This window comes from Corynebacterium macginleyi (assembly GCF_003688935.1).
In the GTDB taxonomy this organism is placed as follows: domain Bacteria; phylum Actinomycetota; class Actinomycetes; order Mycobacteriales; family Mycobacteriaceae; genus Corynebacterium; species Corynebacterium macginleyi.
On record NZ_REGE01000002.1, the window covers coordinates 132,319 to 153,551 of the forward strand.

Below are 21,233 nucleotides of genomic sequence, written 5' to 3' on the forward strand. Positions count from 1 at the left end.
GATTAGTGCTTGTGGTTTCCTTTCTGGTCGCTATTATCGGAGTGGTCATGACCTGCATGGTCGTGGCCTGCATGGTCGTGGCCTGCGTGGCCGTGGCCTGCATGGTCATGGCCTGCGTGATCGGAGTGATCGTGACCAGAGTGGCCCATGCCTTCCATGTCGCCGTAGTTTTCGTCGCCGGCGCCCATTGTGCGGGCCTGAATGGTGCCCAAGTCAATCTCATCGCCGCCTGCCAGGGTCACCATCAGCTTGAGGGAATCACCGGGCATAATGCCTTCTTTCATGCCCATCAACATGAAGTGGTCGCCGCCTGGAGCAAGCTCGTAGCTCTCGCCAGCCTTAATAACCAACGGGCTGGACTTTTCGCGCATTTGACCATCGACGGTCTCGTGAATCTGGTTCATCTCTGCGTCCAGATCCGTAGAGAAGCCAGTGATCTCGATGTCTTCACCCGAGTGGTTGACCAAGGTGCCGAAAATGGCAGTCATATCTTTTTCTTCGTTGGCACGCACAACAGCGTCCTCAAAGGTCAGAGCTTTATCTGCGGCAGCGGTGGATTTACTGGTTTCAGCGGAAGAAGGCGCGGTCGAAGTGGCCTCCGAATTGCTGGAATCATTCTCCTTATCCGGGGAACAACCGGCAAGAACCAGAGCGCTGAGGGATACACCGACAATCAGGTGGGAAATTTTCTTAGTCATTATTTGTGACCTTTCAAGTTGTTTCGACGGGTTTTAGCAATCAACAAAGCTAGAACGGCAGCTATGGCCAACACACCGCCCACACCTAGGATAATTTTCACCGAGGTAGGCATGTCGTTCAAGGACTCCGTATCTGCAGCGTCGGTGGAAGTGGCATCATCGCCGTCTTCACCTGACACTGTAAATGACACTCCACCGCGCGTAGCGTGACCATCCGAGGAGGTGATGTTGTAACCCACCTGGTAGCTACCCGGACCGGGATCGACATCATCAGGAGTCGTTATTGTCAGATAACGTTCATCGAGCTCCGGCTCCTGGCTGAAGATTTGCTCCCCCGTATCTTTATTGGTCACTGCGAAAGTGTTGAACTGGTCTTTCGGGATGCCAGAAAACTCCAAGGTAATTTCTTTAGGAAACTCCTCAAGCTGGTCGCCTTCCTTTACGGTTCCGCCCACGACAGAATCATGCGCAAGTGCTACAGGCGCAGATCCGCCCGCTATAAGCGCGGTAGCTCCCACTGCCACTGTCGCACGACGCAACCACGGTATGCGCTGGCCCATTTTCAGCTCCTTCAGCTTTGAATTTTGCGTATACGTGCATAGACATCCTAGTACCAACGATTATCTTGGTGACAATCTCGGTGCTCAACATCTCTAGAATAGTCGGCAACCGGGTCCCAATAGTTCCATACCGGAACTACAAAGTGTGAGATATCTATCGCAACGACGGCACGGGCTGAACCAGATGGGAAAAGCCGCCCCAGTATAGGGCGGCTTAAATAGAGCGGATGACGAGACTCGAACTCGCGACCCTCACCTTGGCAAGGTGATGCGCTACCAACTGCGCTACATCCGCTAGCAAATCACGCGATTTACACGATTCACATACGTGAATCTCGTGCGCGATACTGGGATTGAACCAGTGACCTCTTCCGTGTCAGGGAAGCGCTCTCCCACTGAGCTAATCGCGCCTAATGCGCTAAGGCATTAGAGCATTGAGGTGGAAACGGGAATCGAACCCGTGTGCACGGTTTTGCAGACCGTTGCCTCACCACTCGGCCATTCCACCGTGACGATACCGCCTGACACAATACAGTGCTGGAGCGGATGACGAGACTCGAACTCGCGACCCTCACCTTGGCAAGGTGATGCGCTACCAACTGCGCTACATCCGCATGCGAAACCAGGCCCGGTTTCTAGGACAAAGTCCTTGTGCGCGATACTGGGATTGAACCAGTGACCTCTTCCGTGTCAGGGAAGCGCTCTCCCACTGAGCTAATCGCGCGCTACTCATTTGAGTTCACTTTTCTTGTGGCGTAACACCCTCCAGAAAAGCGTGGAGCGGATGACGAGACTCGAACTCGCGACCCTCACCTTGGCAAGGTGATGCGCTACCAACTGCGCTACATCCGCACAACGCCGCGGTACTTAATGCTCCGCGGTGCGTGAACAAACATTATCGTGCTCGCCGCCAGTTTCCAAATCCCCAGCCCAGCACGCCTATTACTCGACTTTAGCCCTGCACTCGTGCGCGCCTTGAATTTTAAAGGTGTCATTTAAGGCTCTATCCAGACGATCCAAGGAGATTTGTTTCCTAATCCCATCGTCCATGCCTTCATCCAGCCGATTAGGACAATATAGAGCACCGGGTGTAAGTTTGTCCCCCGAAAGGTCCTATAGCTCAGTGGGAGAGCGTTCCGTTCACACCGGAAAGGTCACTGGTTCAATCCCAGTTAGGACCACCACCGCCCACCTAAGCCTAATCTTCCTCGCTTAGGTGGGCTTGTCGTATTGGAGTAGGCTTTTGGCTTATCCGAGTAAAATGTCCACGCACGTTGTGGATACTTTTGGGAATTCTTGCTGGACTGGTCTTACGCATTGCTGGACAAGTCTTGATAGGGCTCAGAGTAGACTACGTCGGACTCTTCGAGTCCCCTCAATCTTCTTTGGCAGAACTGCGCTGCGCCGGGGTCTTAATTGTGCTTGCTTTTACCGCGAGCCAATCCTCCATCAACGGCCGCCTCGGCCAGGTGCCAGAGTATCCGGTCAGTGCTGCACTCATCCCACAGATTGGAGCCGGTCTCACCGTCGTCGCCGGCCCCTTTGGCTCACTGCTGGGCTCGCTCATCATCGACCACGTGAATGGCGAGCCGATTAATTCTCGTCAGATTCTTGGCATCATCTTCCTTGGGGCCGGTGTTGCGCTGAGTCGACTGATGTAACTGCCAGGACGATTCAGACCAACATAACCGTTACACTGACAGCATATGGACATAGCTTCACTTTTAGGGCCCGAGCCTCCTCACCTACCCGCTGTTCGGGCCAATATGGTTTCCACCCTCACCGGTTGCGCTACCATCAACGATCTGTCTGAGACGATGGGCAATGACACTGATGGACAGCTTTTCCAGGCCCTCCGGGGCTGGGCAGACGTCATCTTCGTTGGCGGACAAACGGTCAGGTCAGAAGATTATGGTGGGGTGGAGCGGCACACTTCTGACTCACTGCCTTGCCCCATTGCCGTGCCTACGCGAAGCTTGAATTTTGATCCGAGCTCGAAATTCTTAACACACTTCATTACTGCCCCGATCTTCCTTGTTCCCCACGCGGCACTGCAGAGTCCAGCGGTCGCTGCGAGAAAGGGCACGCTCGAGGAAACAGGCGCAGAGGTAATTGATGCAGGTGAGGGCACCATGCACGACTATCTCCGCGTATTGCGGGAGCAAGGATTTGAACGAATCCTCTGCGAGGGTGGGCCAAGCATACTCGGCCAGCTAGTGCATATCGATGCCATCGACCAAATGTATTTAACCTTGGATCCCCGCCTTTCCACCGGCGTAGAAAAACCGTTGGCTAGCTTTCATGGCACGCAATCCCACCGCCGAATGCTCCTCGAAAATGTTGCCGCAGACACAGATGGCACGGTGTTTCTGCGGTACTCGCGCGCAACTGACCCCGTAGACTAACAGGTCGTGACTGCTCGAATTAACGCCGCCGCATGGCCTATTGCCGTACTCCTTGTCATTCAGCGCGTGTTCATCGTAGCGCGCAATGGGACGTTAACTGATGATTTCACGACGGTCTATAGCGCGCTAAGGCGCATGGTCGAAGGCATCCCAGTGTATGAACAGGCTTATAATCATGTGGATCCGCTGTATCTCTACACTCCGGGCGCGACGCTATTCTTATCGCCTTTAGCGTGGCTCGATTTCGGCCTAGCACGCGACGTTTTCATTATCGTCAATGCCCTGGCCATCATCGCGGCGCTGGCAATACTGACCCACGTAGTGGGAAGAAAGCTCACCTCGCCAATATTTCCGGTCTCGATTGCTCTCGCCTTCGCCACTGAATCTGTCACCAACACTTTGGCATTTACCAATATCAACGGTGTGCTCTTATTCTGCATGGCCCTGTTCCTGTGGGCTTTTATAGAAGCAGAACGCACCCCGCAGCTCGCCTGGGTCTCCGGCATCGCCATTGGGCTAGCCATTTTGATTAAACCCCAATTTGCACCCCTCCTCCTCTTACCCCTCGTCAAGATACAGTGGCGCAACCTCCTTGCGGGGCTCGGGATTCCGGTAGTCCTCAACACCCTCGCGTGGCCGCTAGTGCCGGGTGCTAGCGGTTACCTAGACAAGCTGGTCCCCTACCTATCGACGACCCGCGATTATGCCAATTCCTCCTGGGCTGGATTGCGGGCCTATGTAGAATTTGGCCCGGTCCTCTACCGGGTAGTGTGGATAATCTTCGCTATCTTGGTCGGATGCGCGGTACTTGGGATGCTGCGATGGCGACATTCCGAACCGGTATTTTGGGCGCTAACGTCAAGTGGCACGATTATGCTCGGAATATTCTTCTTATCCTCGCTAGGGCAACAATATTATTCCATGTGGCTATTCCCGCTCATATTCACCGTGGTCCTGCCGCGCTCGGTGTTTCACTCGGTAGGCGCCTGGGTGGCCGCATTCCTGTTCTTGGCACCAGTGACATGGACGGCGCACGCGCACCCGAATGCGGGGCGGTGGATGAACTTTTTCTCTAGCACCGTGGGGTGGAGCCTGCTCATCGTCATCATCTTTGCCTGCGTCGCTGGGTGGTGGAGGGCTGCGCAAATAAAGGATTAAACTAAAGCCATGACTGATTTTAAGCTCATCGCTGATGCCGAGTGGCGAAAGCGTCTTAGCCCCGAAGAATATTACGTATTGCGCGAAGCTGGTACCGAACCGCCCCACGTGGGCAAATACACCGATACCACCACAGAAGGCGTTTACTCGTGCAAGGCCTGCGGCGAAGAGCTATTTCGCTCCACCGAGAAATTTTCTTCCCATTGTGGTTGGCCGTCCTTTTTTTCCCCTTTAGCTGGTGACAAGATCATCGAGCGGGAGGATAACTCCTTGGGCATGCGCCGCGTAGAGGTGTTATGCGCTAACTGTGAGTCTCACTTGGGGCACGTTTTCGAAGGCGAAGGCTACGATACCCCGACTGACCTGCGCTATTGCATCAACTCTATCTCCTTGAACCTGGAAGAAAAGCCCATCGAGGATAACTAGTCATTCACCACCAAGCACGGTGGCATGAAAAAACAGCGCTGAAAGCACCTCCCCTTACCCGTGCTCACAGCGATGTTTTTGTCCCACTTTTAGGGCAAGATCTTGATGAGTTCCGCAATGTCTTCAACGCGGCGCCCGGTGTGGAAAGGAATTTCCTCACGGACGTGGTGGCGGGCTTCGGTATAGCGCATCTTATACATCAGATCCACGATGCGGTGTAGCTCATCAGCTTCGAAGGCAAGGATCCACTCGTAATCCCCGAGAGCGAATGCTGGCACCGTATTAGCGCGCACATCCGGGTAGTCGCGTGCCTGCATGCCGTGCTCCACCAAAATGCGGCGACGCTTCTGCTCATCCATCGTGTACCAATCATACGAACGCACGAATGGGTAAATGGAAATCCATTCCTTGGGTTCTTCTCCCATAATAAATGAAGGCAGGTGGGATTTATTGAACTCGGCCGGCCGGTGCAGGGCGTTTCCAATCCAGGTTGGTTCGCTTCGCTGGCCCAAGTCGGTCTCCCGCCGAAAATCGCCGAAGGCTTTTTGGATATCGGAGAATTCCTTAGCATGCCACCAGATCAAGAAGTCTGCAGAATCACGCATCCCGGTGAGATCGTAGACGCCGCGGACGGTTACCTTATTGTCCTTTTCTAGCTCCGCAAAGAATTCCTCGGCTTGGGAGATGATCTCCGCGCGCTCGCTGCCCAAGCCGCCTGGTACCACTTTAAAGACCGCGTGCTGGGAGTATTGCTGTACCGCGTTGAGTTCCTTGAAATCGAGCTTCGCCATTACTTTCTCCTTTGCAGAAGCTTATTCGAATATCCAGACATATCCATCATAAGTTGGACAAAGACCGATTGTCATTTCCCTTCCCTGCGCACCGACCCGCTATCGGCGCGCCTCCGCCAGCTTAAGGTTGCTAAACTATAGCTTTATCAAGGTGAGTAATTCCGAATCGACCACGCCCAGCGCCGGTAGAAATGCCGGAAGCAACACCGGAGATGGTACAGCTTTTACCTCCCTACACCGCAACGGCGAAGCACAGGCGCCGAGGACGCCGCCGGCTTTTACCCAGGCAGCAGAGTCCATGCACGCGGCAACTCTCCGGCCAGAGATTAGCCTCGGGTCTATTCGCCCACCACAACGACTAGCACCCTTTAGTCACGCCATTGGGCTCGAGGTGGGCACGGAAGAAGAGCCGGATATTATCGCCACCGATTCGGAAGGCGATGCCTTCGGGCGTCTCATTCTCCTCCATGACCCCGGTGCGGAAGAGGCCTGGGAGGGGGCGATGCGCCTGGTGGCCTATATCCAGGCCGATATGGACGATTCGGTGGCCGAAGATCCGCTGCTACCGGACGTCGCCTGGCAATGGCTTAATGAAGGCCTGGAAAAAGAGGGTGCGGAACTTACTAACCTCGGGGGTACCGTCACCTCCACCGCGTCGGTCCGCTTCGGGGAAATCGGCGGTCCCCCGCGTGCTTATCAGCTTGAAATGCGTGCATCGTGGACAGCGGAAGGACTGGATTTGGCGCCCCACGTGCGAGCATTCGCACAAGTCTTAGCCAACGTCGCAGGGCTGCCGCCCGAAGGCGTTACTGAACTCGGTCGCTAAAGTGGTGGAATGTCGAAAGCAACCGAAAGAAGGTATTCCGAAGGTCTTATCCACCCCAGCAGAGTTTGTCGCTGCGGCCGCGCAGCTGCAGGCGGGTACTGGGTCGTTCGCCATTGACACCGAACGCGCCTCGAGCTACCGCTATGATGACCGGGCCTTTCTCGTCCAGATCCGGCGCCGCGGCACCGGGACGCTCCTGTTCGCCCCGGAAGGCTACCGCGAGGAATTGACCCAAGCGCTGGCTCCGGTACTCAATGGGCAGCACTGGATTATCCACGCCGCGCCCTCGGATCTCCCGGCCTTGGGGTGGTTGGGTCTTTTTCCCGGCACCCTTTTTGATACCGAATTAGCCGCCCGGTTTGCCGGTTTTCACCGCACCAATTTGGGTGCCATCATCGCGGAGCTTCTCGATGTCCAGCTGGAAAAAGACCACGGCGATGATGACTGGTCCGTTCCGCAGCTGACCGAGGAAATGCGCGCCTATGCTGCACTCGATGTCGAGCTCCTGTTGGAATTGGCTACGACGCTTCGCGATATCCTGGCCGAACAAGAAAAGCTGGACTGGATGGAGGAGGAATCCGCGGCGATCGTCGCCATGCACGCGAATCAGACCGCCCCGCAACCGCAGTCTTGGCGCGATATCAAGGGCGTATTGAGCTTAAAGAACGGAAACCAGCGTGCCGCAGCCCAATCACTGTGGAACCTGCGCGATGACATTAGCCGGCAGACCGATACCGCGCCCGGGCGCGTGCTTCCCAATAAGGTACTGGTGGAAATAGCCCGGCGTTTGCCCACCACGCAGTCCCAGTTAGCCCGCATCGAAGGGTTTCCACGGCGGCGCAAAGGTGCCGCGCAGCGCTGGTTCGAGGCCGTACAGCAGTCCCAGAAAATTCCACCAGGGAGACGCCCAAGCGCACTCCGTAAGGAAAAGACCGTTCCCTCCAAATCGGTATGGTCCAGGCAGTATCCGCATCAGTGGGAGAAGTATCAGCAAATTCACGCCGCCGTTGGAAATATCGCCGAAGAGCTCGCATTACCACCGGAGCTTTTGCTTCGCCCCGCTACCCTCCAAGCCACTGTGTGGGCAGCCATTGGCGGGAGCGGAACTATCAACCATCCGGACGACGTGCCTACCTTCCTAGAGCGCCAAGGCGCGCGGTCATGGCAAGTCAACCTCGTTGCCCCTGTTGTGGTCGCGCGGCTGTTTCCCCTGCCGCATTAAGCGGTGAGGTTATATACCCATTCAGTAATCGAAGCAGAAATGAGCTCTGGGCTTAGGCCGAATTCTTCCAAAACCTCACCGCGGGAACCGTGCTTGGGAAAATAACCGGGAACGCCAAGGCGACGCACTGGAGTGTCTACCTCTGCGGCACCGAGGGCCTCAGCAATCATCGATCCGATGCCGCCGCGTATGAGGCCATCTTCTACCGTTACGACGACATCATGATCTGCTGCCATCGCGATAACGGAGCTTGCAACTGGCACCACCCACCGCGGATCAATCACTGTGACGTTAAGCCCCCGCTTCTCCAACTCTTGTGCCGCCTTAATGCTGCGCGCAGACATTGCACCGATAGAGACGATGAGGACCGCAGGTGTCTCTTCACCCGCATCGGGCTCGCCGTAATAGAGGATATCGACGCCATCGGCAAGCGTATGCACGGCTTCCATATCGGGCAGCAAGTTTCCCTTGGGGAACCGGACCACTGAAGGCCCAGAATCGATATCCAGCGCCTCGTGGAAGAGTTCGCGCAGGCGCGCACCATCGCGTGGGGCGGCAACGTGCATTCCAGGAATAATGCTCATTAAGGACATATCCCAAATTCCGTTGTGAGAGGCGCCATCAGAGCCCGTTACGCCCGCGCGGTCCAGCACGATGGTCACCGGAAGCTTGAGAAGGGCAATATCCATAATAACTTGGTCCACGGCCCTGTTAAGGAACGTAGAATATACAGCTACCACGGGGTGCATCCCACCCAAAGCCAAACCAGAGGCAGAGGCCATCGCATGCTGCTCGGCGATTCCCACGTCAAAAAACCGGTCCGGGAATAGCTCTTGGAAGGGAGCCAGCCCTGTGGGACCAGCCATAGCGGCAGTAATCGCGACGATGTCTTCGCGCTTTTTTGCCGCTGCCACCAATTCTTCAGAAAATGCGGCCGTCCATCCCGGTTGCTTAGAGCCCTTAGCTATGCCGGTCACTGGATCGATAGCACCGGTCGAGTGCATCTGGTCCTTTGGTTCATTGACCGCTGGTGCAAACCCATGGCCCTTCTCCGTAACCACATGTACGATTATGGGGCCTTCATAATCGCGGGCATACGAAAGCGCGTGCACCAACCCATCGATATCGTGGCCGTTGATGGGGCCAATATATTTAATCCCCAGCTCTGGGAATATCTCCGTGGGCATAACGGTAGACTTGACGCCTTCTTTCATGGCGTGGAGCGCATCAAAAGCGCGCTCTCCTACCCACCCCATAGATTTCAGGCGGCGCTTGCCTTGCTCCATGAGCTCGTCGTAACCATGCTGGGAACGAATCCGCCCCAGGTTTTCAGAAATGCCGCCGATTGTTGGCGAATAACTGCGACCGTTGTCATTAACCACAATGACCGCATTGCGTTTTTTATCTTCGGAGATGTTATTGAGTGCCTCCCAGCACATGCCACCGGTAAGAGCACCATCGCCGACAATACCAATAACGTTGCGATGGCCTTGCCCCCGAATCTTAAAGGCCTTAGATAGTCCATCCACCGTCGATAGCGAGGCGGAAGCGTGCGAGGATTCTGTCCAATCGTGCTCGGACTCGCTGCGATCCGTATAACCGGAAAGGCCGCCCTTTTGGCGCAGGGTATCGAATTGGTCTGTACGCCCAGTGAGCATTTTGTGCACATAGGACTGGTGGGAGGTATCAAAGATAATCGGCTCGCGCGGGGAATCAAAGACCCGGTGCAGGGCAATGGTCAATTCCACCACACCCAAATTGGGCCCCAAGTGCCCACCGGTCACCGATACCTTGTCGATGAGGCGCTGGCGAATATCCGCCGCAAGTTTCTCCAACTTATCTGCAGGCAGTGCCTTCAGGTCTTGCGGCGAGTTAATGGTATCCAAGATAGTCATGGAGCGGCCTTCAACTCCTTCTGTGCTTAGTTCTTCCTCTCTACCGTACCCGTGGTCCGTATTTTCTTTCATATCGGCTTATTAGTTCAGACGAGGCATTTTCACGTCAAACGGAATTCTGCTCCGATTTATCCGCCGCCTCATCTGGGGTAATAAGAGCGATTACCTCAAAATGATGGGTTCCGGGAAACGCATTGACCAGCGCCATATTCCCAGGCTTATACCCAGCGCTTTGCCATAGGCACAGATCTCGGGCAAAGGTCGCCGGATCACATCCCACGTGCACCACAGCCTGCGGCTTTGCCTCTGCCACGGCACGAATGACCTGCTCGCCTGCCCCGGTTCGCGGGGGATCGAGCACCACGGCACCTGGTTGGGGCAATTGCGCCGCAACCTGTTCTACCTTGGCGGACTTCACTGCAATATCGATATCTCGCAACCCCGGCTGCATGGTCGCCGTTGCTGCGGGCGAATAGTCTACGGAAATGACTTTTCCACCGGTTGCTTCTGATAGCGCGGGTGCGAACAATCCCACCCCGCCATACAAATCCCAGGCGATATCGTGTTGGTAATCCCTGCCGCCCAGCCACTGCCTCGCCACAGCGCTATAAAGCTCCGGTGCCGCCACATGCGCTTGCCAAAAAGCCGTGGCGGGGAAGGAAAATTCGCGACCATTAACGTTTTCGACCACGGTGCCAGAGCCCTCAATGACCTCGCGAATGGTTTCCACGCGCCTGCCTCGTGGTGCCTTACGGGTAGCCACCACATGTCGGTTTCCCGCGCCATCAAGAACCGCGACGATTTCCGCCCCGGGGGTAAAACCCCGCGCGCCATCCCCCACCAAGCCATCGATAAGGCCGTCCGCCAATTGGGTACACCCTACCGATGTCACCAGTTCATTCGAGCGGTACTTGCGCAATCCGGCGCGGCCTTGCTTGTCAACGCCCAACCGAACCCTAGTCCGCCAGCCACGTACCGGCGCCAAGTCGTGTTGCTCAATGGTGAGGGACTCAAGCCCCTCTATGCCACTGCGGCGCAGCTGTTCGCGGAGGATCTCCATTTTGATGTCTGTTTCTTCCGTGGGATCCAATTCGGCGAAATCACAACATCCCGTGCCCAGCTCCGCGGCGGGGCAACGACTAGGCACGCGCAGCCGCCCTGCAGTGACAATACTGTCGAGATCGCCCTTGATAAAAGACTTTTTCACCTTACTCGCGGTTGCGCGAACCGTGTCCCCGGGAAAAGCCCGGGGCACAAAAACCACGCGCCCGTCCGGTGCCTGACCTATGCCAAGTCCACCATGCGCCATACGGTCAATGGTGAATTCCAAAGTGTCTCCGCGAGAAAGTGCGGACTCATTCATGTTCAGCCTCGAACTCTTGAGTACTGCGACCTGAATTTGTGGCACGCAAGGTTTCTTCTACCGCAGCATCCGCACGGCGCACCATCCACACGGTCAATGCGGTCACCAACAGCGTCAAAGGCCAGCCCATAACGATTCTGGTAATCCCCAATGCGGTAGTCTCCCCGGCGTCATAAATCGCTCGCTGGACGATAAACCGCGCTAAGAAAATTACGGCCCATCCGGCGGTTGCGATGGAATATGCCCGCCGCGCGACCTTTACTTTCTTCCAAGCCATATCACCGCCGTTCACGCCCTTCCAGATGACGCCCACAGCCGGCCACCGGAAAAGAATAGATAGCGCTGCGGCGATAAATAAGGCCAGCGACATCCAAATACCATATAAAAAGTAGCCTTTAGCATCCCCGGTAAACCAGGCAATGGCGGCGCAAATGGCCACGCCGATAAGGCCAGATATGGCCGGCTGAATCGTTTGTTTACGCACGATGCGCCACATGGCGATCACTACCGCGACGCCCAGCGCAGAGATGAGTGCCGGGGTTAGTCCATAGAGGCTATTAACTGGAATAAGGACGACGATGGGCAACGTAGCCGAAACGAGTCCGGGAAGGCCTCCCATTTGTTCCAACAGAGTTGGCTCATTATCGCGGTTCGGGTCATCGCCTAGCTGAGGAGCCTGTGGCTCTGGCAAAGAGTTACTCACGTAGCGTTCTACTTTACTTATTTATCGGTGTTTGGGTTGTTATCGGTGTTTGGGTTAGAACCCTTGTCTTGGTCATGTGCAAGAGATTCATTGTCCCTTGGGTGTGGCTGCGCGCCCACATCGCGAAGTTGTCTTTCCGCCTCCGCTACAGCGGAGGGATCAGGTCCGCCTGCCCCGTTCTCTGGGTGGCTCTGAGCCGACTGACCTAGGGAATTTGCGTCAGTTTGTTCCTGCTGACGCGTTTCCATGGCCTGTTTAACCTGCTCCACCAGCTGCTTTGGCATGATGACAGACAGTGCATTGCCCGCCAAAATAGGATCCTCACCACGGTAGACAAAGGTACGCGATGCTACATCGCGCGCGATCTGCGTCAGGTTTTCTTCAAGGCCGGTAGGTGCTGCGAGAGTTAAGCGCAGCATCCACCGCGGGCCTTCGGCACCTATCACGCGGAGCTGACCATTGTCATTTTGGCCGACGATTTCCACCCCCCAGGGGCCTTGCTCTGTGGTGACGCTTAGCCCATCGCGGCTCATGCCTTCCTTGATCTCCTCCACGGATTCTGCCCACTGCCCTGGCTTGCGCGGCGCCGCGAAGGCAACAGGAGTAATCCGGCCCGCCTTGGTCACAATATGCAACATCTTCGGACCTTGTTCACCCATTTCCACTTGGACCTGGGAGTCCTTAGGAAGCGGTATACGCATCGAGCCAAGATCAAGGATCCCTATGGAAGAATCAGAAAAATCAAAGGTGTCAATATTGACAGAATCCCCATCGAAGGGGCCGGTTTCGCCGTTCACGGCATCGTGGGCAAACTCCGTTGACACCTGCCCCGATGCTGCGTCGGCATCGGCTGCAGTATCTTTTGCGGATGCAAAGGAACTTGAATCGGCAGAAGCCGCTCCTGTGGCATCGACAGCAGGCTCTGGCTGCTGAAACTGCCGTGAGTTCTCTGGCTCTTCCTTTCGGTGGTCATCGTTTTTCTTTTTTCCAAATGGCCAAATACCCATGCATTTAATCCTTTCTATACCCCGGTGGATCCGTAGCCGCCGGTGCCGCGGTCGGTCGCATCTAAATCTTCTACTTCGCTAAAATTCACTAGTTCTACACGCTGTACCACGAGTTGAGCGATGCGCATGCCCCGCTCGATCTCGATCGGGGTGTGGGGATCGTGGTTAACCAGGCAGACCTTAATCTCCCCGCGGTAGTGAGCATCCACGGTACCCGGCGTATTGACAATAGACAGCCCATGTTGAGCTGCCAATCCGGACCGCGGATGAATTAATCCCACGGTGCCCAGCGGCAAAGCCATGGCGATACCGGTGCCGACGAGGGCACGTTCGCCAGGTTGGAGAGTAAGCGTCTCTGCGGCGTAGAGATCGGCGCCGGCGTCACCTCGATGCGCCCGAAATGGCATCGGAAGCCCTTTATCGAGGCGCTTTATTTTGACGTCTCCTACTGGCGTCAGTTCCTGTGGTAGCGAATTCGAATCAGTCACTTAGCCCATCCTACCTGCCCCAGCCGGTTCATTCTGCACCTGGAGTGGACTAGAATGCTTAGGCGTGACTGATTTTTCTGCTCCCCCACCCGCTGCCCCAAAAGTGCTATATCGCGAACGCCAATGGGTCCCGTGGTACTTCTGGATTTTTGCAGCAATCGTAGTGGCCTTAACCTCAGCTACGGCCGGACTCAACCGCTCTGTGTGGTGGACGGTTATTCCCGCAGTCCTGCTTACAGCTACCGCCATCTGGGTGCTCATCACGTGGTCTGGGACCGTCGTTCAGGTAGAACAAGATGAAGATGGCACGCGGTGGTTGCTCGTCAAGGATGCGCAGTTGCCAGATGAAGTAGTCTCTCGGTCAATTACCGTTCCAAAATCCGCGCGCCATAAAGCGCTGGGCCCGCAATTCGATCCGGCCGCATTCCTAGTCTCTCACGCCTGGATTGACGGGCACGCCATGATGGTCCTCAATGATCCTGAGGATGACACCCCGTATTGGCTCGTTGCCTCGAAAGATCCAGACCAACTGCTACGCGCCTTTTTGCCGGAGCAGCAGGCATAGGTTCCTCGGATTCTAAGGGTCACCGCTATTTAGCAAGTATCTCCTGAGCTTGCCGTTGGTCTTTTCGGTGCTACTCCGTCCCCCGGCAAGCTCATAAGGCAGAAATTGTGGAGACTTTCGGTCGATCGTTACGCGGGTTCTTGTGCTGTCAGTGAAAAGTCAAACCAAAAGGATATCAAAATGGGTTTCGGAGGAGCTCTACGCAGAACTAAGAAAAATGGAAAACCCTGGATACCTCCGTGGTGGTTTTCCTTGGTATTACTGCCACTGATGGTGATCGCTGAATTCTACATAAGCCAGGTAACTGGGTGGCGTGGAATGTCCTCGTCAAACATGGAGGGGGTTTCCTGGAGCGAAGTGACCTCTGACGGCATCTTCGTTCATGTAGTGGGGTACATGGCCTTTTACTTTGTTCTGGTATTGCCCATCTTCCTGGTTCGTAGGTATCTATGGGAGAAACGGCGAAGGCAAGGGGCCGCACCGGATACGGAGAACAAAGATGGACAATCTTAGATAGAAATTGATGGCTGAGGGCTTGAACTTAGAAAATAGACACCCCAAGGAGTTAGATCCCGCGCGCATTGGCTGTCTGCTAGCCAGGGAAAACCTCAAACCCCGCCGCGTTTACTGTGGAAACTGCGACGGGGTGAATCTTTTCTCAGGCTGTGCGCAACAACGCCTAGCGAGGTTAGCACTGGCTTTTAGGCACAATCCTTACAGACGGCCATGCCATCTTCTTCGTGCGAATAACGCTTATTGGACTGGACCAAAAAGCAGGACCCGCAGGTAAATTCGTCTTCCTGGCGCGGAACTACTTGGACGTTGAGCTCTTCACCGGTGAGGTCAACTGATGGCGGTTGGAATGCCTCAACGATTTCACCATCGTCATCCATACCATTGCTCTCGGAGTCAGCTGCTTTCAATCCCTCGAGAGAGTCGGTTTCAAGTTCGTCTTCTGCGCCGCGGCGCGGTGCGTCATAATCGGTGGCCATACTGCACGCCCCTATTAGTCGAGTTTCTTTAGGAATAGTTTTTTATCGATCGCGCATAGTAAAGGACAAACACCGATATGTCATCCCGCCATTGGAAAATTCTTACTTCAGTCACCCCCGCATCGCTTCCTTAGCGCCATGTTCTGCCAAAAGGTCCTCAAATGCGGGTGCCAACTTTACCCCCGCCGCCCATGTTAATTCCCCATCAGCAGAACCCTTGTCCAACCCTGGGTGATGTACTTCAGCTCCGGCCTCGCGGGCAATGAGAGCACCAGCGGCAAAATCCCAGGCGTTAATGCCGTGCTCGAAATAAGCATCTACACTACCCTCCGCGACGCGGCACAAATCAAGGGCTGCTGCGCCGATACGGCGGATATCGCGTACCTGCGGCAACAACCTAACCAGTAGCTCTGCCTGTTGCTTGCGCCGATGTGCGCCGTAACCGAATCCCGTCGCTACCAAAGAAAGCGCGGGATCATCTTGCTCACCGCACCGTATGGAGGACCGCGTACCATCCGCAGTAATAACCGTGGCCCCCTCACCTGCCGCTGCGGAATACACCAGCCCCTGCGCCACGTTGGCCACGGCTCCTGCTACGAGGTGGCCATCATATTCCGCGCCAATGGAGATAGCATAGTCCGGTATGCCGTAAAGGAAGTTGACGGTTCCGTCGATAGGGTCCACGATCCACCTCACCCCGGTCGTCCCGTCGAAGCTTGCTCCCTCCTCCCCTAATAAGCCATCGCCCGGGCGGCTTTCTCTGATTGCGTGCGTAATAAATTCCTCGGTAGCAGTGTCGACTTCCGTAACTGGGTCAACGGCGCTTGATTTGGTCTGAGTATGTGCCGCAATGCCATCGCCTGCGACCAAGTCCGCGCGGCGCGTGCGAATGAGTGTTGCTGCACGCACAGCGATAGATTCCGCGAAATCTCGCAGCTGCAGAACATCTATGTCATGAACCATGCTAACCATTGTGCCTTCTTCTACACTTGCGAGCATGACTACTCATACTGGCCACTCTTTTGGCATCGATATCGGCGGTTCCGGCATCAAGGGCGCAGAAGTCAACCTCAATAACGGGGAATTCGTGGGTCCGCGGCTAAAGATCCCCACCCCGCGGCCATCCACACCGCATGAGGTAGCCACGGTGGTCGCCCAAATTGTGCGCGAGAGAGAATGGGACCGGCCTGTCGGCATCACCTTGCCCTCTGTCGTGTCCAACCATACGGTCCACTCCGCTGCCAATATTTCATCCGAGTGGGTAGGTGTTGATACCACCGAGTTGTTTTCGCGGTATTTAGACGTTGATTTCGTGGTCTTAAATGATGCCGATGCCGCAGGCCTTGCGGAAGTAGCATATGGAAACGACTTGGCTAAAAGCGGAGCTGTCATCTTCTTAACGCTTGGAACCGGCATCGGATCGGCCTTCTTCCTCAACGGCCAACTCTTTCCCAATACTGAGCTTGGCCACCTGACCGTGGGGGCCGACGAAGCCGAGGCGATCGCATCCTCTGCCGCTAAAGAACGCGAAGGCCTGAAGTACAAGGAGTGGGCGATTCGGCTCAACCGCGTGCTAGAGGAATACGAGAAATTATTTAACCCCCAAGCTTTCCTCATTGGGGGTGGCATATCTCGCAAATTCCACAAATGGGGGCCCCACTTAACTATTGACACCCTCGTTATGCCTGCACAACTGCAAAATCGCGCAGGTATTATCGGTGCTGCGATGGCGGTAGTAAAAGACCTAGAGCCATAAAATCACAATTGCATTAACCCTAGCTACCGGCATTATGTAAAAATCGCCTATACTGGGCGGTCGATCCAAAATTGCATGGCTCTCTGGCGTGTCCGACCTGCATAAGGCCTACACACGCTAGCATTACATAATGCTATTGCCACCCTGTACGGGGGCGGTGAGCTATTTCCATCAAGTAGTAAGTCGAAAGGGCGTACGTGGCAGCCACTGATTCTTCAGACCAGGCACTCGGCGAGGACGATAAGTCAGCCGGGGCATCTACTCCTGCAAAGAAGACCGCCAAAAAGACAGCAAAGAAAGCGGTGAAGAAAGCCGCTAAAAAGTCAGTGAAAAAGACTGCCAAGAAAACGGCTAAGAAAACCGCCAAGAAAACGGCGAAAAAATCAGCCAAGAAAGCTGTCAAAAAGGCCGTGCAAACCCCTGCAGCGGAACCACAAGAGGCCCCCGCAAACTCCACAGGACAAGCACAGTCGGAGGTTGAGAACGCGGAGGACCAGCTCAGTCCCATCGAGCACAGTGCGCCCGCGGATGACGTCGACTTCGACCCCTCCCATGACGACATCGAAGAAGACGACTTCGATGCCCCCACTGGCCTCGATGAAGAGGATATCCAGGATGAGTTGGGCGAGGAAGAAAAGGACGAGGATGAAGCAGAAGATTCATCCTCGGTCTGGGACGAGGAAGAGTCCGTTGCTCTGCGCCAAGCTCGCAAGGATGCACAGCTGACCGCCTCCGCCGACTCCGTCCGTGCGTACCTCAAGCAGATAGGCAAGGTAGCCCTGCTGAATGCGGAGCAGGAGGTCTCATTAGCAAAACGCATTGAGGCTGGCCTGTACGCTCAGCACCGCATGGACGAGATGGAAAAGGCTCGCGCGGAAGGCGATAAGGCTGCGAAGCTCTCCCCTATGGAAAAGCGCGACCTGCGCATTATCGCAAGGGATGGGCGCAAGGCTAAAAACCACCTGTTGGAAGCCAATCTTCGCCTTGTGGTGTCCTTGGCCAAGCGCTACACCGGGCGCGGCATGGCTTTCTTGGACCTGATCCAGGAAGGCAATCTGGGCCTTATCCGCGCTGTTGAGAAGTTCGACTACACCAAGGGCTATAAGTTTTCTACCTACGCTACGTGGTGGATCCGCCAGGCCATTACCCGCGCCATGGCTGACCAAGCCCGTACGATCCGCATCCCAGTCCACATGGTGGAAGTCATCAACAAACTGGGCCGCATTCAGCGCGAACTGCTCCAGGACTTAGGCCGCGAGCCCACCCCACAAGAGCTGGCTAAGGAAATGGACATCACCGAAGAAAAGGTGATGGAGATTCAGCAGTATGCGCGAGAGCCCATCTCCCTGGACCAGACCATCGGTGATGAGGGCGATTCACAGTTGGGTGACTTCATCGAGGACTCTGAGGCCGTCATCGCTGTCGATGCCGTGTCCTTTACTTTGCTGCAGGACCAGCTCCAGGACGTGCTGACTACGTTGTCCGAGCGTGAAGCCGGCGTTGTGCGCCTGCGCTTCGGTCTCACTGATGGCATGCCGCGCACCTTAGACGAGATTGGCCAAGTCTACGGGGTCACCCGCGAACGCATCCGCCAGATCGAATCCAAGACGATGTCGAAACTGCGCCACCCCTCTCGCTCGCAGGTATTGCGCGATTACCTCGACTAGATAGCCCACCCACTATAGGGCAGTAACAAGGCCGCACCGTCGTGGTGCGGCCTGTTATATATGTGCCTATCTCCCCTTCCGGCCTGCGGGCTGGCACAGCGAAAGCGACACAGCCATCCGGCCAGAGAACCAGACGGCCAGCCGCCCGCCACCGACAAGGAGGGCGGCTACCACCTGCGCAGGTAGTTGATGCGCTCGCGCAGTTGGGCCGCGCTGCATAACGCAGTGGGTGGTCCACCGCAGGCCTTGCGGACCTCCGTGTGGATGGCACCGTGCGGCCGACCGGAGCTCTGTGCGGCGATGGAGACCACGGTGTTAAGTTCCTTGCGCAGCGCGCCGAGCTCGTCGACCACGCCGGTATTGTCCGCAGAACCGGCTACTTGTGGTGGCGAGGCAGACGCGTGCCCTATGCCGTACATCCTGTGGCGGTGAGCCTGTTCCGCCTCGGCGAGCCGGCGCGCTTTTTCCTTGGCCTCACGGCGGTCCATTTCCTCGGATTGTTTCTTGCGCAAAAGGTCTTTGACCTGGTCGGCATCGAGAAGCCCGGGAATGCCGAGGAAGTCGGCCTCCTCATCGGAGGTTACATCGCCGGTATTAAATTGCGAGCCGTTATAGAGCAGGCCAGAAAATTCGGCTTCGGCGCCTAAGGACTCATAAGACTTTTCCAGCATATCTGGTTCGGTCTTTTTCTGGTTTGCTTGCTCGAGTAGCTCGTCGTCCCAGCCTTCTTTCTCAGTCTTTTCTTTGCCTAAGACGTGGTCGCGGGATTTTTCCATGTGCTCGGCAAGGCCGAGCAGCACAGGGACGGAGGGCAGGAATACCGAGGCGGTTTCGCCAGGCATGCGGGAACGCACGAAGCGGCCGATTGCCTGGGCGAAGAACAAGGGGGTCGACGCGGAGGTAGCGTAGACGCCCACTGCGAGGCGGGGAACATCGACGCCCTCGGACACCATGCGTACAGCAACCATCCATTCATCGGTAGAGTCCGCAAATTCTTGAATGCGGTCAGAGGAGCCTGGGTCATCGGACAAAATCACCGAGACTGGGGTATTGGAGAGTTGCTTGAGGATTTTCGCGTAGGCGCGGGCGGTGGTGGTATCGGAAGCCAGCACGAGCCCGCCGGCATCCGGCATATTGCGCCGCATCTGTATCAAACGGGTATGAGCCGCTTGCAGCACAGCTGGGATCCATTCGCCCTTGGGGTCAAGTGCGGTGCGCCAAGCGCGCGCAGTCTGTTCTACGTTCATGATGTCACCCAAGCGCGCGGAGTGCTCCTCTCCGGCTGAGTCCCGCCAGCGCGCCTCGCCGGAGTAGGACAAGAAGACGACGGGGCGCACGACGCCATCGGCAAGCGCATCGCCGTACCCGTAGGTATGGTCGGCGCGCGAGACCTTATGGCCTTCCCCATCGTCCTCATAGCGAACAAAGGGAATGGGGGATTCATCGGAGCGAAACGGCGTACCGGTCAGTGCGAGGCGGTGGTTAACGTCGTCGTAGGCCTCCTTGACGCCGTTGCCCCAACTTTTAGCATCGCCGGCGTGGTGAATCTCGTCCAAGATCACCAAAGTGCGCCGCGCGGAGGCAACGGCGCGGTGTTTGAAGGGGTGCATGCCCACCTGGGCATAGGTCACCACGATGCCGTCCATGCTGGGGTTGACCGCCGAGGAGTTCGTGAAGGCAGGGTCCAAGGCCAATCCCACCCGCGCGGCTGCGGCGGACCACTGGGTTTTAAGGTGCTCGGTAGGCACCACGACGATGACGCGCTCTACCGTGCGGTTTTCCATGAGCTCCGTCGCGATGCGCAGGGCAAAGGTGGTTTTACCCGCACCTGGGGTCGCCACGGCCATAAAGTCTTGTGGCTTGGTGGCGAGGAATTTATCGAGGGCTGATTGCTGCCACGCGCGGAGATTCGTCTTCTTAAACGTCCTCACTTGCGGCGAAGACCCTTAAAAACGCGTTCGCAATCGGGGCAGACCGGCGAGCCCGGCTTTGCTTGTTTGGTTACCGGGAAGGTCTCACCGCACAGGGCAACGACAAACTTGCCGTTGACCGCGGAATCGAGGATCTGATCCTTTTTGACGTAGTGGAAGAACTTCGGCGTGTCATTATCCGTCGTCGAGGTGTCTTCGCGAATATCTGGCCGTTCAATTGTCTTCGTAGTCGTAGTCACGCACCCCATTTTGCCGCATCAGCATCGAACTTTGCGAGTCATGCGTCTACCCTTGGAGAACATGCACACTCTACGCAAGCCAACGCCGGCTTTCCCGTCCCCTGTTGAAGGGGTACACGCCGCGCTCCAGGGAGGTGCGTAATTTAAGTGTTTGGCAAAAAGGAACGTTTTCTCATCACGGATGCCAAGCTTTCGCCCGCACAAGATCGCAGGCGCCGGGAGTTATGGTACGGCTTTTTTCAATTCTTGCGCGTGCCATCCCTGCTCATTGCCGGGGTCTTTTTATACCTGCATTGGTGGCTGCTCGCGGCGATTATCGTGGGCGTGACTTTTCCTCTGCCGTGGATCGCCGTGGTGATTGGCAATAGCCGCGGTGAGAAGACGGACAAACGGGATAAAAATGTCTATAAGCCGGCGATGAATCGGCAGTTGTATTCGCAATATCAGAACCAGCAGATTTCCCCCAGCGGCTCCACGGCAATCGAAGCTCATCATCCCATCATCGACCATGATGATATTGCCTCCGACTAGCCGCATCATC

At 56.1% G+C, this 21,233-nt stretch carries 22 protein-coding genes and 7 tRNA genes; 11 read left to right on the forward strand and 18 right to left on the reverse strand.

Annotated elements, in window-relative coordinates:
• Nucleotides 1-2 precede the first annotated feature (2 nt).
• The 8 genes from D9V82_RS02340 to D9V82_RS02375 form a co-directional block, all read right to left on the reverse strand.
• Nucleotides 3-698 (reverse strand): copper chaperone PCu(A)C, encoded by a 696-nt coding sequence (locus D9V82_RS02340; protein ID WP_121910792.1) that lies wholly within the window; start codon nt 696-698, stop codon nt 3-5.
• Complete coding sequence (locus D9V82_RS02345) at nt 698-1,258, reverse strand: copper resistance CopC family protein (protein WP_121910793.1); 561 nt, start codon at nt 1,256-1,258, stop codon at nt 698-700. The genes D9V82_RS02340 and D9V82_RS02345 overlap by 1 nt, the downstream gene beginning before the upstream one ends.
• A 222-nt stretch (nt 1,259-1,480) precedes the next feature.
• Nucleotides 1,481-1,553: transfer RNA gene (locus D9V82_RS02350), tRNA-Gly, on the reverse strand.
• Nucleotides 1,554-1,596: 43 nt separating this feature from the next.
• Nucleotides 1,597-1,668 (reverse strand) — tRNA-Val (locus tag D9V82_RS02355).
• Between the two features lie 27 nt (nt 1,669-1,695).
• A tRNA-Cys gene (locus tag D9V82_RS02360) sits at nt 1,696-1,766 on the reverse strand.
• A 30-nt stretch (nt 1,767-1,796) separates the two neighbouring features.
• Nucleotides 1,797-1,872 (reverse strand) — tRNA-Gly (locus D9V82_RS02365).
• Nucleotides 1,873-1,910: 38 nt separating this feature from the next.
• Nucleotides 1,911-1,982 (reverse strand) — tRNA-Val (locus D9V82_RS02370).
• Between the two features lie 52 nt (nt 1,983-2,034).
• Nucleotides 2,035-2,110 (reverse strand) — tRNA-Gly (locus D9V82_RS02375).
• Nucleotides 2,111-2,367: 257 nt separating this feature from the next.
• On the opposite strand from D9V82_RS02375, the gene D9V82_RS02380 reads away from it, so the two are divergent.
• From D9V82_RS02380 to msrB, 5 genes are all read left to right on the forward strand, one after another.
• Nucleotides 2,368-2,442, forward strand: a tRNA-Val gene (locus D9V82_RS02380).
• Between the two features lie 102 nt (nt 2,443-2,544).
• On the forward strand, nt 2,545-2,919 hold the full coding sequence (locus tag D9V82_RS02385; RefSeq protein ID WP_279629635.1) for a DMT family transporter: 375 nt from the start codon (nt 2,545-2,547) through the stop codon (nt 2,917-2,919).
• Between the two features lie 45 nt (nt 2,920-2,964).
• Nucleotides 2,965-3,663 (forward strand): pyrimidine reductase family protein, encoded by a 699-nt coding sequence (locus D9V82_RS02390; RefSeq protein ID WP_121910795.1) that lies wholly within the window; start codon nt 2,965-2,967, stop codon nt 3,661-3,663.
• Nucleotides 3,664-3,669: 6 nt separating this feature from the next.
• The gene (locus tag D9V82_RS02395) at nt 3,670-4,821 is read left to right on the forward strand and encodes a glycosyltransferase family 87 protein (protein WP_121910796.1); all 1,152 of its coding nucleotides are present in this window, start codon (nt 3,670-3,672) and stop codon (nt 4,819-4,821) included.
• A 9-nt stretch (nt 4,822-4,830) separates the two neighbouring features.
• Nucleotides 4,831-5,247: a peptide-methionine (R)-S-oxide reductase MsrB gene (gene msrB, locus D9V82_RS02400; protein WP_121910797.1), complete on the forward strand. Its 417-nt coding sequence runs from the start codon at nt 4,831-4,833 to the stop codon at nt 5,245-5,247.
• An 89-nt stretch (nt 5,248-5,336) separates the two neighbouring features.
• On the opposite strand, the gene hemQ is transcribed toward msrB, so the two are convergent.
• Nucleotides 5,337-6,038, reverse strand: a complete 702-nt coding sequence (gene hemQ, locus D9V82_RS02405) for a hydrogen peroxide-dependent heme synthase (protein WP_121910798.1) — start codon at nt 6,036-6,038, stop codon at nt 5,337-5,339.
• 151 nt (nt 6,039-6,189) lie between these two features.
• Here hemQ and D9V82_RS02410 point away from each other — a divergent pair, with 151 nt between their 5' ends.
• Both D9V82_RS02410 and D9V82_RS02415 read left to right on the forward strand, forming a co-directional pair.
• Nucleotides 6,190-6,864: a DUF3000 domain-containing protein gene (locus tag D9V82_RS02410; protein ID WP_121910799.1), complete on the forward strand. Its 675-nt coding sequence runs from the start codon at nt 6,190-6,192 to the stop codon at nt 6,862-6,864.
• 1 nt (nt 6,865) lies between these two features.
• The gene (locus D9V82_RS02415; RefSeq protein WP_121910800.1) at nt 6,866-8,086 is read left to right on the forward strand and encodes an HRDC domain-containing protein; all 1,221 of its coding nucleotides are present in this window, start codon (nt 6,866-6,868) and stop codon (nt 8,084-8,086) included.
• Here D9V82_RS02415 and dxs read toward each other — a convergent pair.
• The 5 genes from dxs to dut form a co-directional block, all read right to left on the reverse strand.
• Nucleotides 8,083-9,981: a 1-deoxy-D-xylulose-5-phosphate synthase gene (gene dxs, locus D9V82_RS02420; protein ID WP_121910801.1), complete on the reverse strand. Its 1,899-nt coding sequence runs from the start codon at nt 9,979-9,981 to the stop codon at nt 8,083-8,085. The genes D9V82_RS02415 and dxs overlap by 4 nt on opposite strands.
• A 106-nt stretch (nt 9,982-10,087) precedes the next feature.
• Nucleotides 10,088-11,344: a class I SAM-dependent RNA methyltransferase gene (locus D9V82_RS02425; protein ID WP_121910802.1), complete on the reverse strand. Its 1,257-nt coding sequence runs from the start codon at nt 11,342-11,344 to the stop codon at nt 10,088-10,090.
• Nucleotides 11,337-12,035 (reverse strand): DUF3159 domain-containing protein, encoded by a 699-nt coding sequence (locus D9V82_RS02430; protein ID WP_121910962.1) that lies wholly within the window; start codon nt 12,033-12,035, stop codon nt 11,337-11,339. The genes D9V82_RS02425 and D9V82_RS02430 overlap by 8 nt, the downstream gene beginning before the upstream one ends.
• 29 nt (nt 12,036-12,064) lie before the next feature.
• Nucleotides 12,065-13,054, reverse strand: a complete 990-nt coding sequence (locus D9V82_RS02435; RefSeq protein WP_121910803.1) for a DUF3710 domain-containing protein — start codon at nt 13,052-13,054, stop codon at nt 12,065-12,067.
• A gap of 14 nt (nt 13,055-13,068) precedes the next feature.
• Nucleotides 13,069-13,542, reverse strand: a complete 474-nt coding sequence (gene dut / locus D9V82_RS02440; RefSeq protein ID WP_121910804.1) for a dUTP diphosphatase — start codon at nt 13,540-13,542, stop codon at nt 13,069-13,071.
• A gap of 103 nt (nt 13,543-13,645) precedes the next feature.
• Here dut and D9V82_RS02445 point away from each other — a divergent pair, with 103 nt between their 5' ends.
• Nucleotides 13,646-14,107 carry a DUF3093 domain-containing protein gene (locus D9V82_RS02445; RefSeq protein ID WP_121910963.1) on the forward strand — a complete coding sequence of 154 codons (462 nt, stop codon included), beginning with the start codon at nt 13,646-13,648 and terminating at the stop codon, nt 14,105-14,107.
• A 701-nt stretch (nt 14,108-14,808) separates the two neighbouring features.
• Here D9V82_RS02445 and D9V82_RS02455 read toward each other — a convergent pair.
• The gene (locus D9V82_RS02455) at nt 14,809-15,099 is read right to left on the reverse strand and encodes a DUF4193 domain-containing protein (RefSeq protein WP_121910805.1); all 291 of its coding nucleotides are present in this window, start codon (nt 15,097-15,099) and stop codon (nt 14,809-14,811) included.
• A gap of 111 nt (nt 15,100-15,210) precedes the next feature.
• Nucleotides 15,211-16,098, reverse strand: coding sequence for an inositol monophosphatase family protein (locus D9V82_RS02460; RefSeq protein ID WP_121910806.1), 888 nt, complete (start codon nt 16,096-16,098; stop codon nt 15,211-15,213).
• On the opposite strand from D9V82_RS02460, the gene ppgK reads away from it, so the two are divergent.
• On the forward strand, nt 16,097-16,855 hold the full coding sequence (gene ppgK / locus D9V82_RS02465; RefSeq protein WP_121910807.1) for a polyphosphate--glucose phosphotransferase: 759 nt from the start codon (nt 16,097-16,099) through the stop codon (nt 16,853-16,855). The two genes, D9V82_RS02460 and ppgK, sit on opposite strands and share 2 nt — an antisense overlap.
• Nucleotides 16,856-17,052: 197 nt before the next feature.
• Nucleotides 17,053-18,522: an RNA polymerase sigma factor gene (locus tag D9V82_RS02470; RefSeq protein ID WP_121910808.1), complete on the forward strand. Its 1,470-nt coding sequence runs from the start codon at nt 17,053-17,055 to the stop codon at nt 18,520-18,522.
• A gap of 167 nt (nt 18,523-18,689) precedes the next feature.
• Here the strand turns inward: D9V82_RS02470 and D9V82_RS02475 are convergent, their stop codons facing one another.
• Nucleotides 18,690-20,453 (reverse strand): DEAD/DEAH box helicase, encoded by a 1,764-nt coding sequence (locus D9V82_RS02475; RefSeq protein WP_121910809.1) that lies wholly within the window; start codon nt 20,451-20,453, stop codon nt 18,690-18,692.
• Nucleotides 20,450-20,701, reverse strand: a complete 252-nt coding sequence (locus D9V82_RS02480; RefSeq protein WP_121910810.1) for a DUF3039 domain-containing protein — start codon at nt 20,699-20,701, stop codon at nt 20,450-20,452. The genes D9V82_RS02475 and D9V82_RS02480 overlap by 4 nt, the downstream gene beginning before the upstream one ends.
• 138 nt (nt 20,702-20,839) lie before the next feature.
• Between D9V82_RS02480 and D9V82_RS02485 the strand changes: the two genes are divergently transcribed.
• Nucleotides 20,840-21,223 carry a DUF3099 domain-containing protein gene (locus D9V82_RS02485; protein ID WP_121910811.1) on the forward strand — a complete coding sequence of 128 codons (384 nt, stop codon included), beginning with the start codon at nt 20,840-20,842 and terminating at the stop codon, nt 21,221-21,223.
• Nucleotides 21,224-21,233: the final 10 nt, after the last annotated feature.

What these genes read in the sequence shown, in the direction of transcription:
- D9V82_RS02340 (WP_121910792.1), bottom strand. Translation starts at nt 698, where the DNA reads ATGACTAAGAAAATTTCCCACCTGATTGTCGGTGTATCCCTCAGCGCT.
- D9V82_RS02345 (WP_121910793.1), bottom strand. Translation starts at nt 1,258, where the DNA reads ATGGGCCAGCGCATACCGTGGTTGCGTCGTGCGACAGTGGCAGTGGGA.
- D9V82_RS02390 (WP_121910795.1), top strand. Translation starts at nt 2,965, where the DNA reads ATGGACATAGCTTCACTTTTAGGGCCCGAGCCTCCTCACCTACCCGCT.
- msrB (WP_121910797.1), top strand. Translation starts at nt 4,831, where the DNA reads ATGACTGATTTTAAGCTCATCGCTGATGCCGAGTGGCGAAAGCGTCTT.
- hemQ (WP_121910798.1), bottom strand. Translation starts at nt 6,038, where the DNA reads ATGGCGAAGCTCGATTTCAAGGAACTCAACGCGGTACAGCAATACTCC.
- dxs (WP_121910801.1), bottom strand. Translation starts at nt 9,981, where the DNA reads ATGACTATCTTGGATACCATTAACTCGCCGCAAGACCTGAAGGCACTG.
- D9V82_RS02425 (WP_121910802.1), bottom strand. Translation starts at nt 11,344, where the DNA reads ATGAATGAGTCCGCACTTTCTCGCGGAGACACTTTGGAATTCACCATT.
- D9V82_RS02435 (WP_121910803.1), bottom strand. Translation starts at nt 13,054, where the DNA reads ATGGGTATTTGGCCATTTGGAAAAAAGAAAAACGATGACCACCGAAAG.
- D9V82_RS02455 (WP_121910805.1), bottom strand. Translation starts at nt 15,099, where the DNA reads ATGGCCACCGATTATGACGCACCGCGCCGCGGCGCAGAAGACGAACTT.
- ppgK (WP_121910807.1), top strand. Translation starts at nt 16,097, where the DNA reads ATGACTACTCATACTGGCCACTCTTTTGGCATCGATATCGGCGGTTCC.
- D9V82_RS02460 (WP_121910806.1), bottom strand. Translation starts at nt 16,098, where the DNA reads ATGCTCGCAAGTGTAGAAGAAGGCACAATGGTTAGCATGGTTCATGAC.
- D9V82_RS02480 (WP_121910810.1), bottom strand. Translation starts at nt 20,701, where the DNA reads ATGGGGTGCGTGACTACGACTACGAAGACAATTGAACGGCCAGATATT.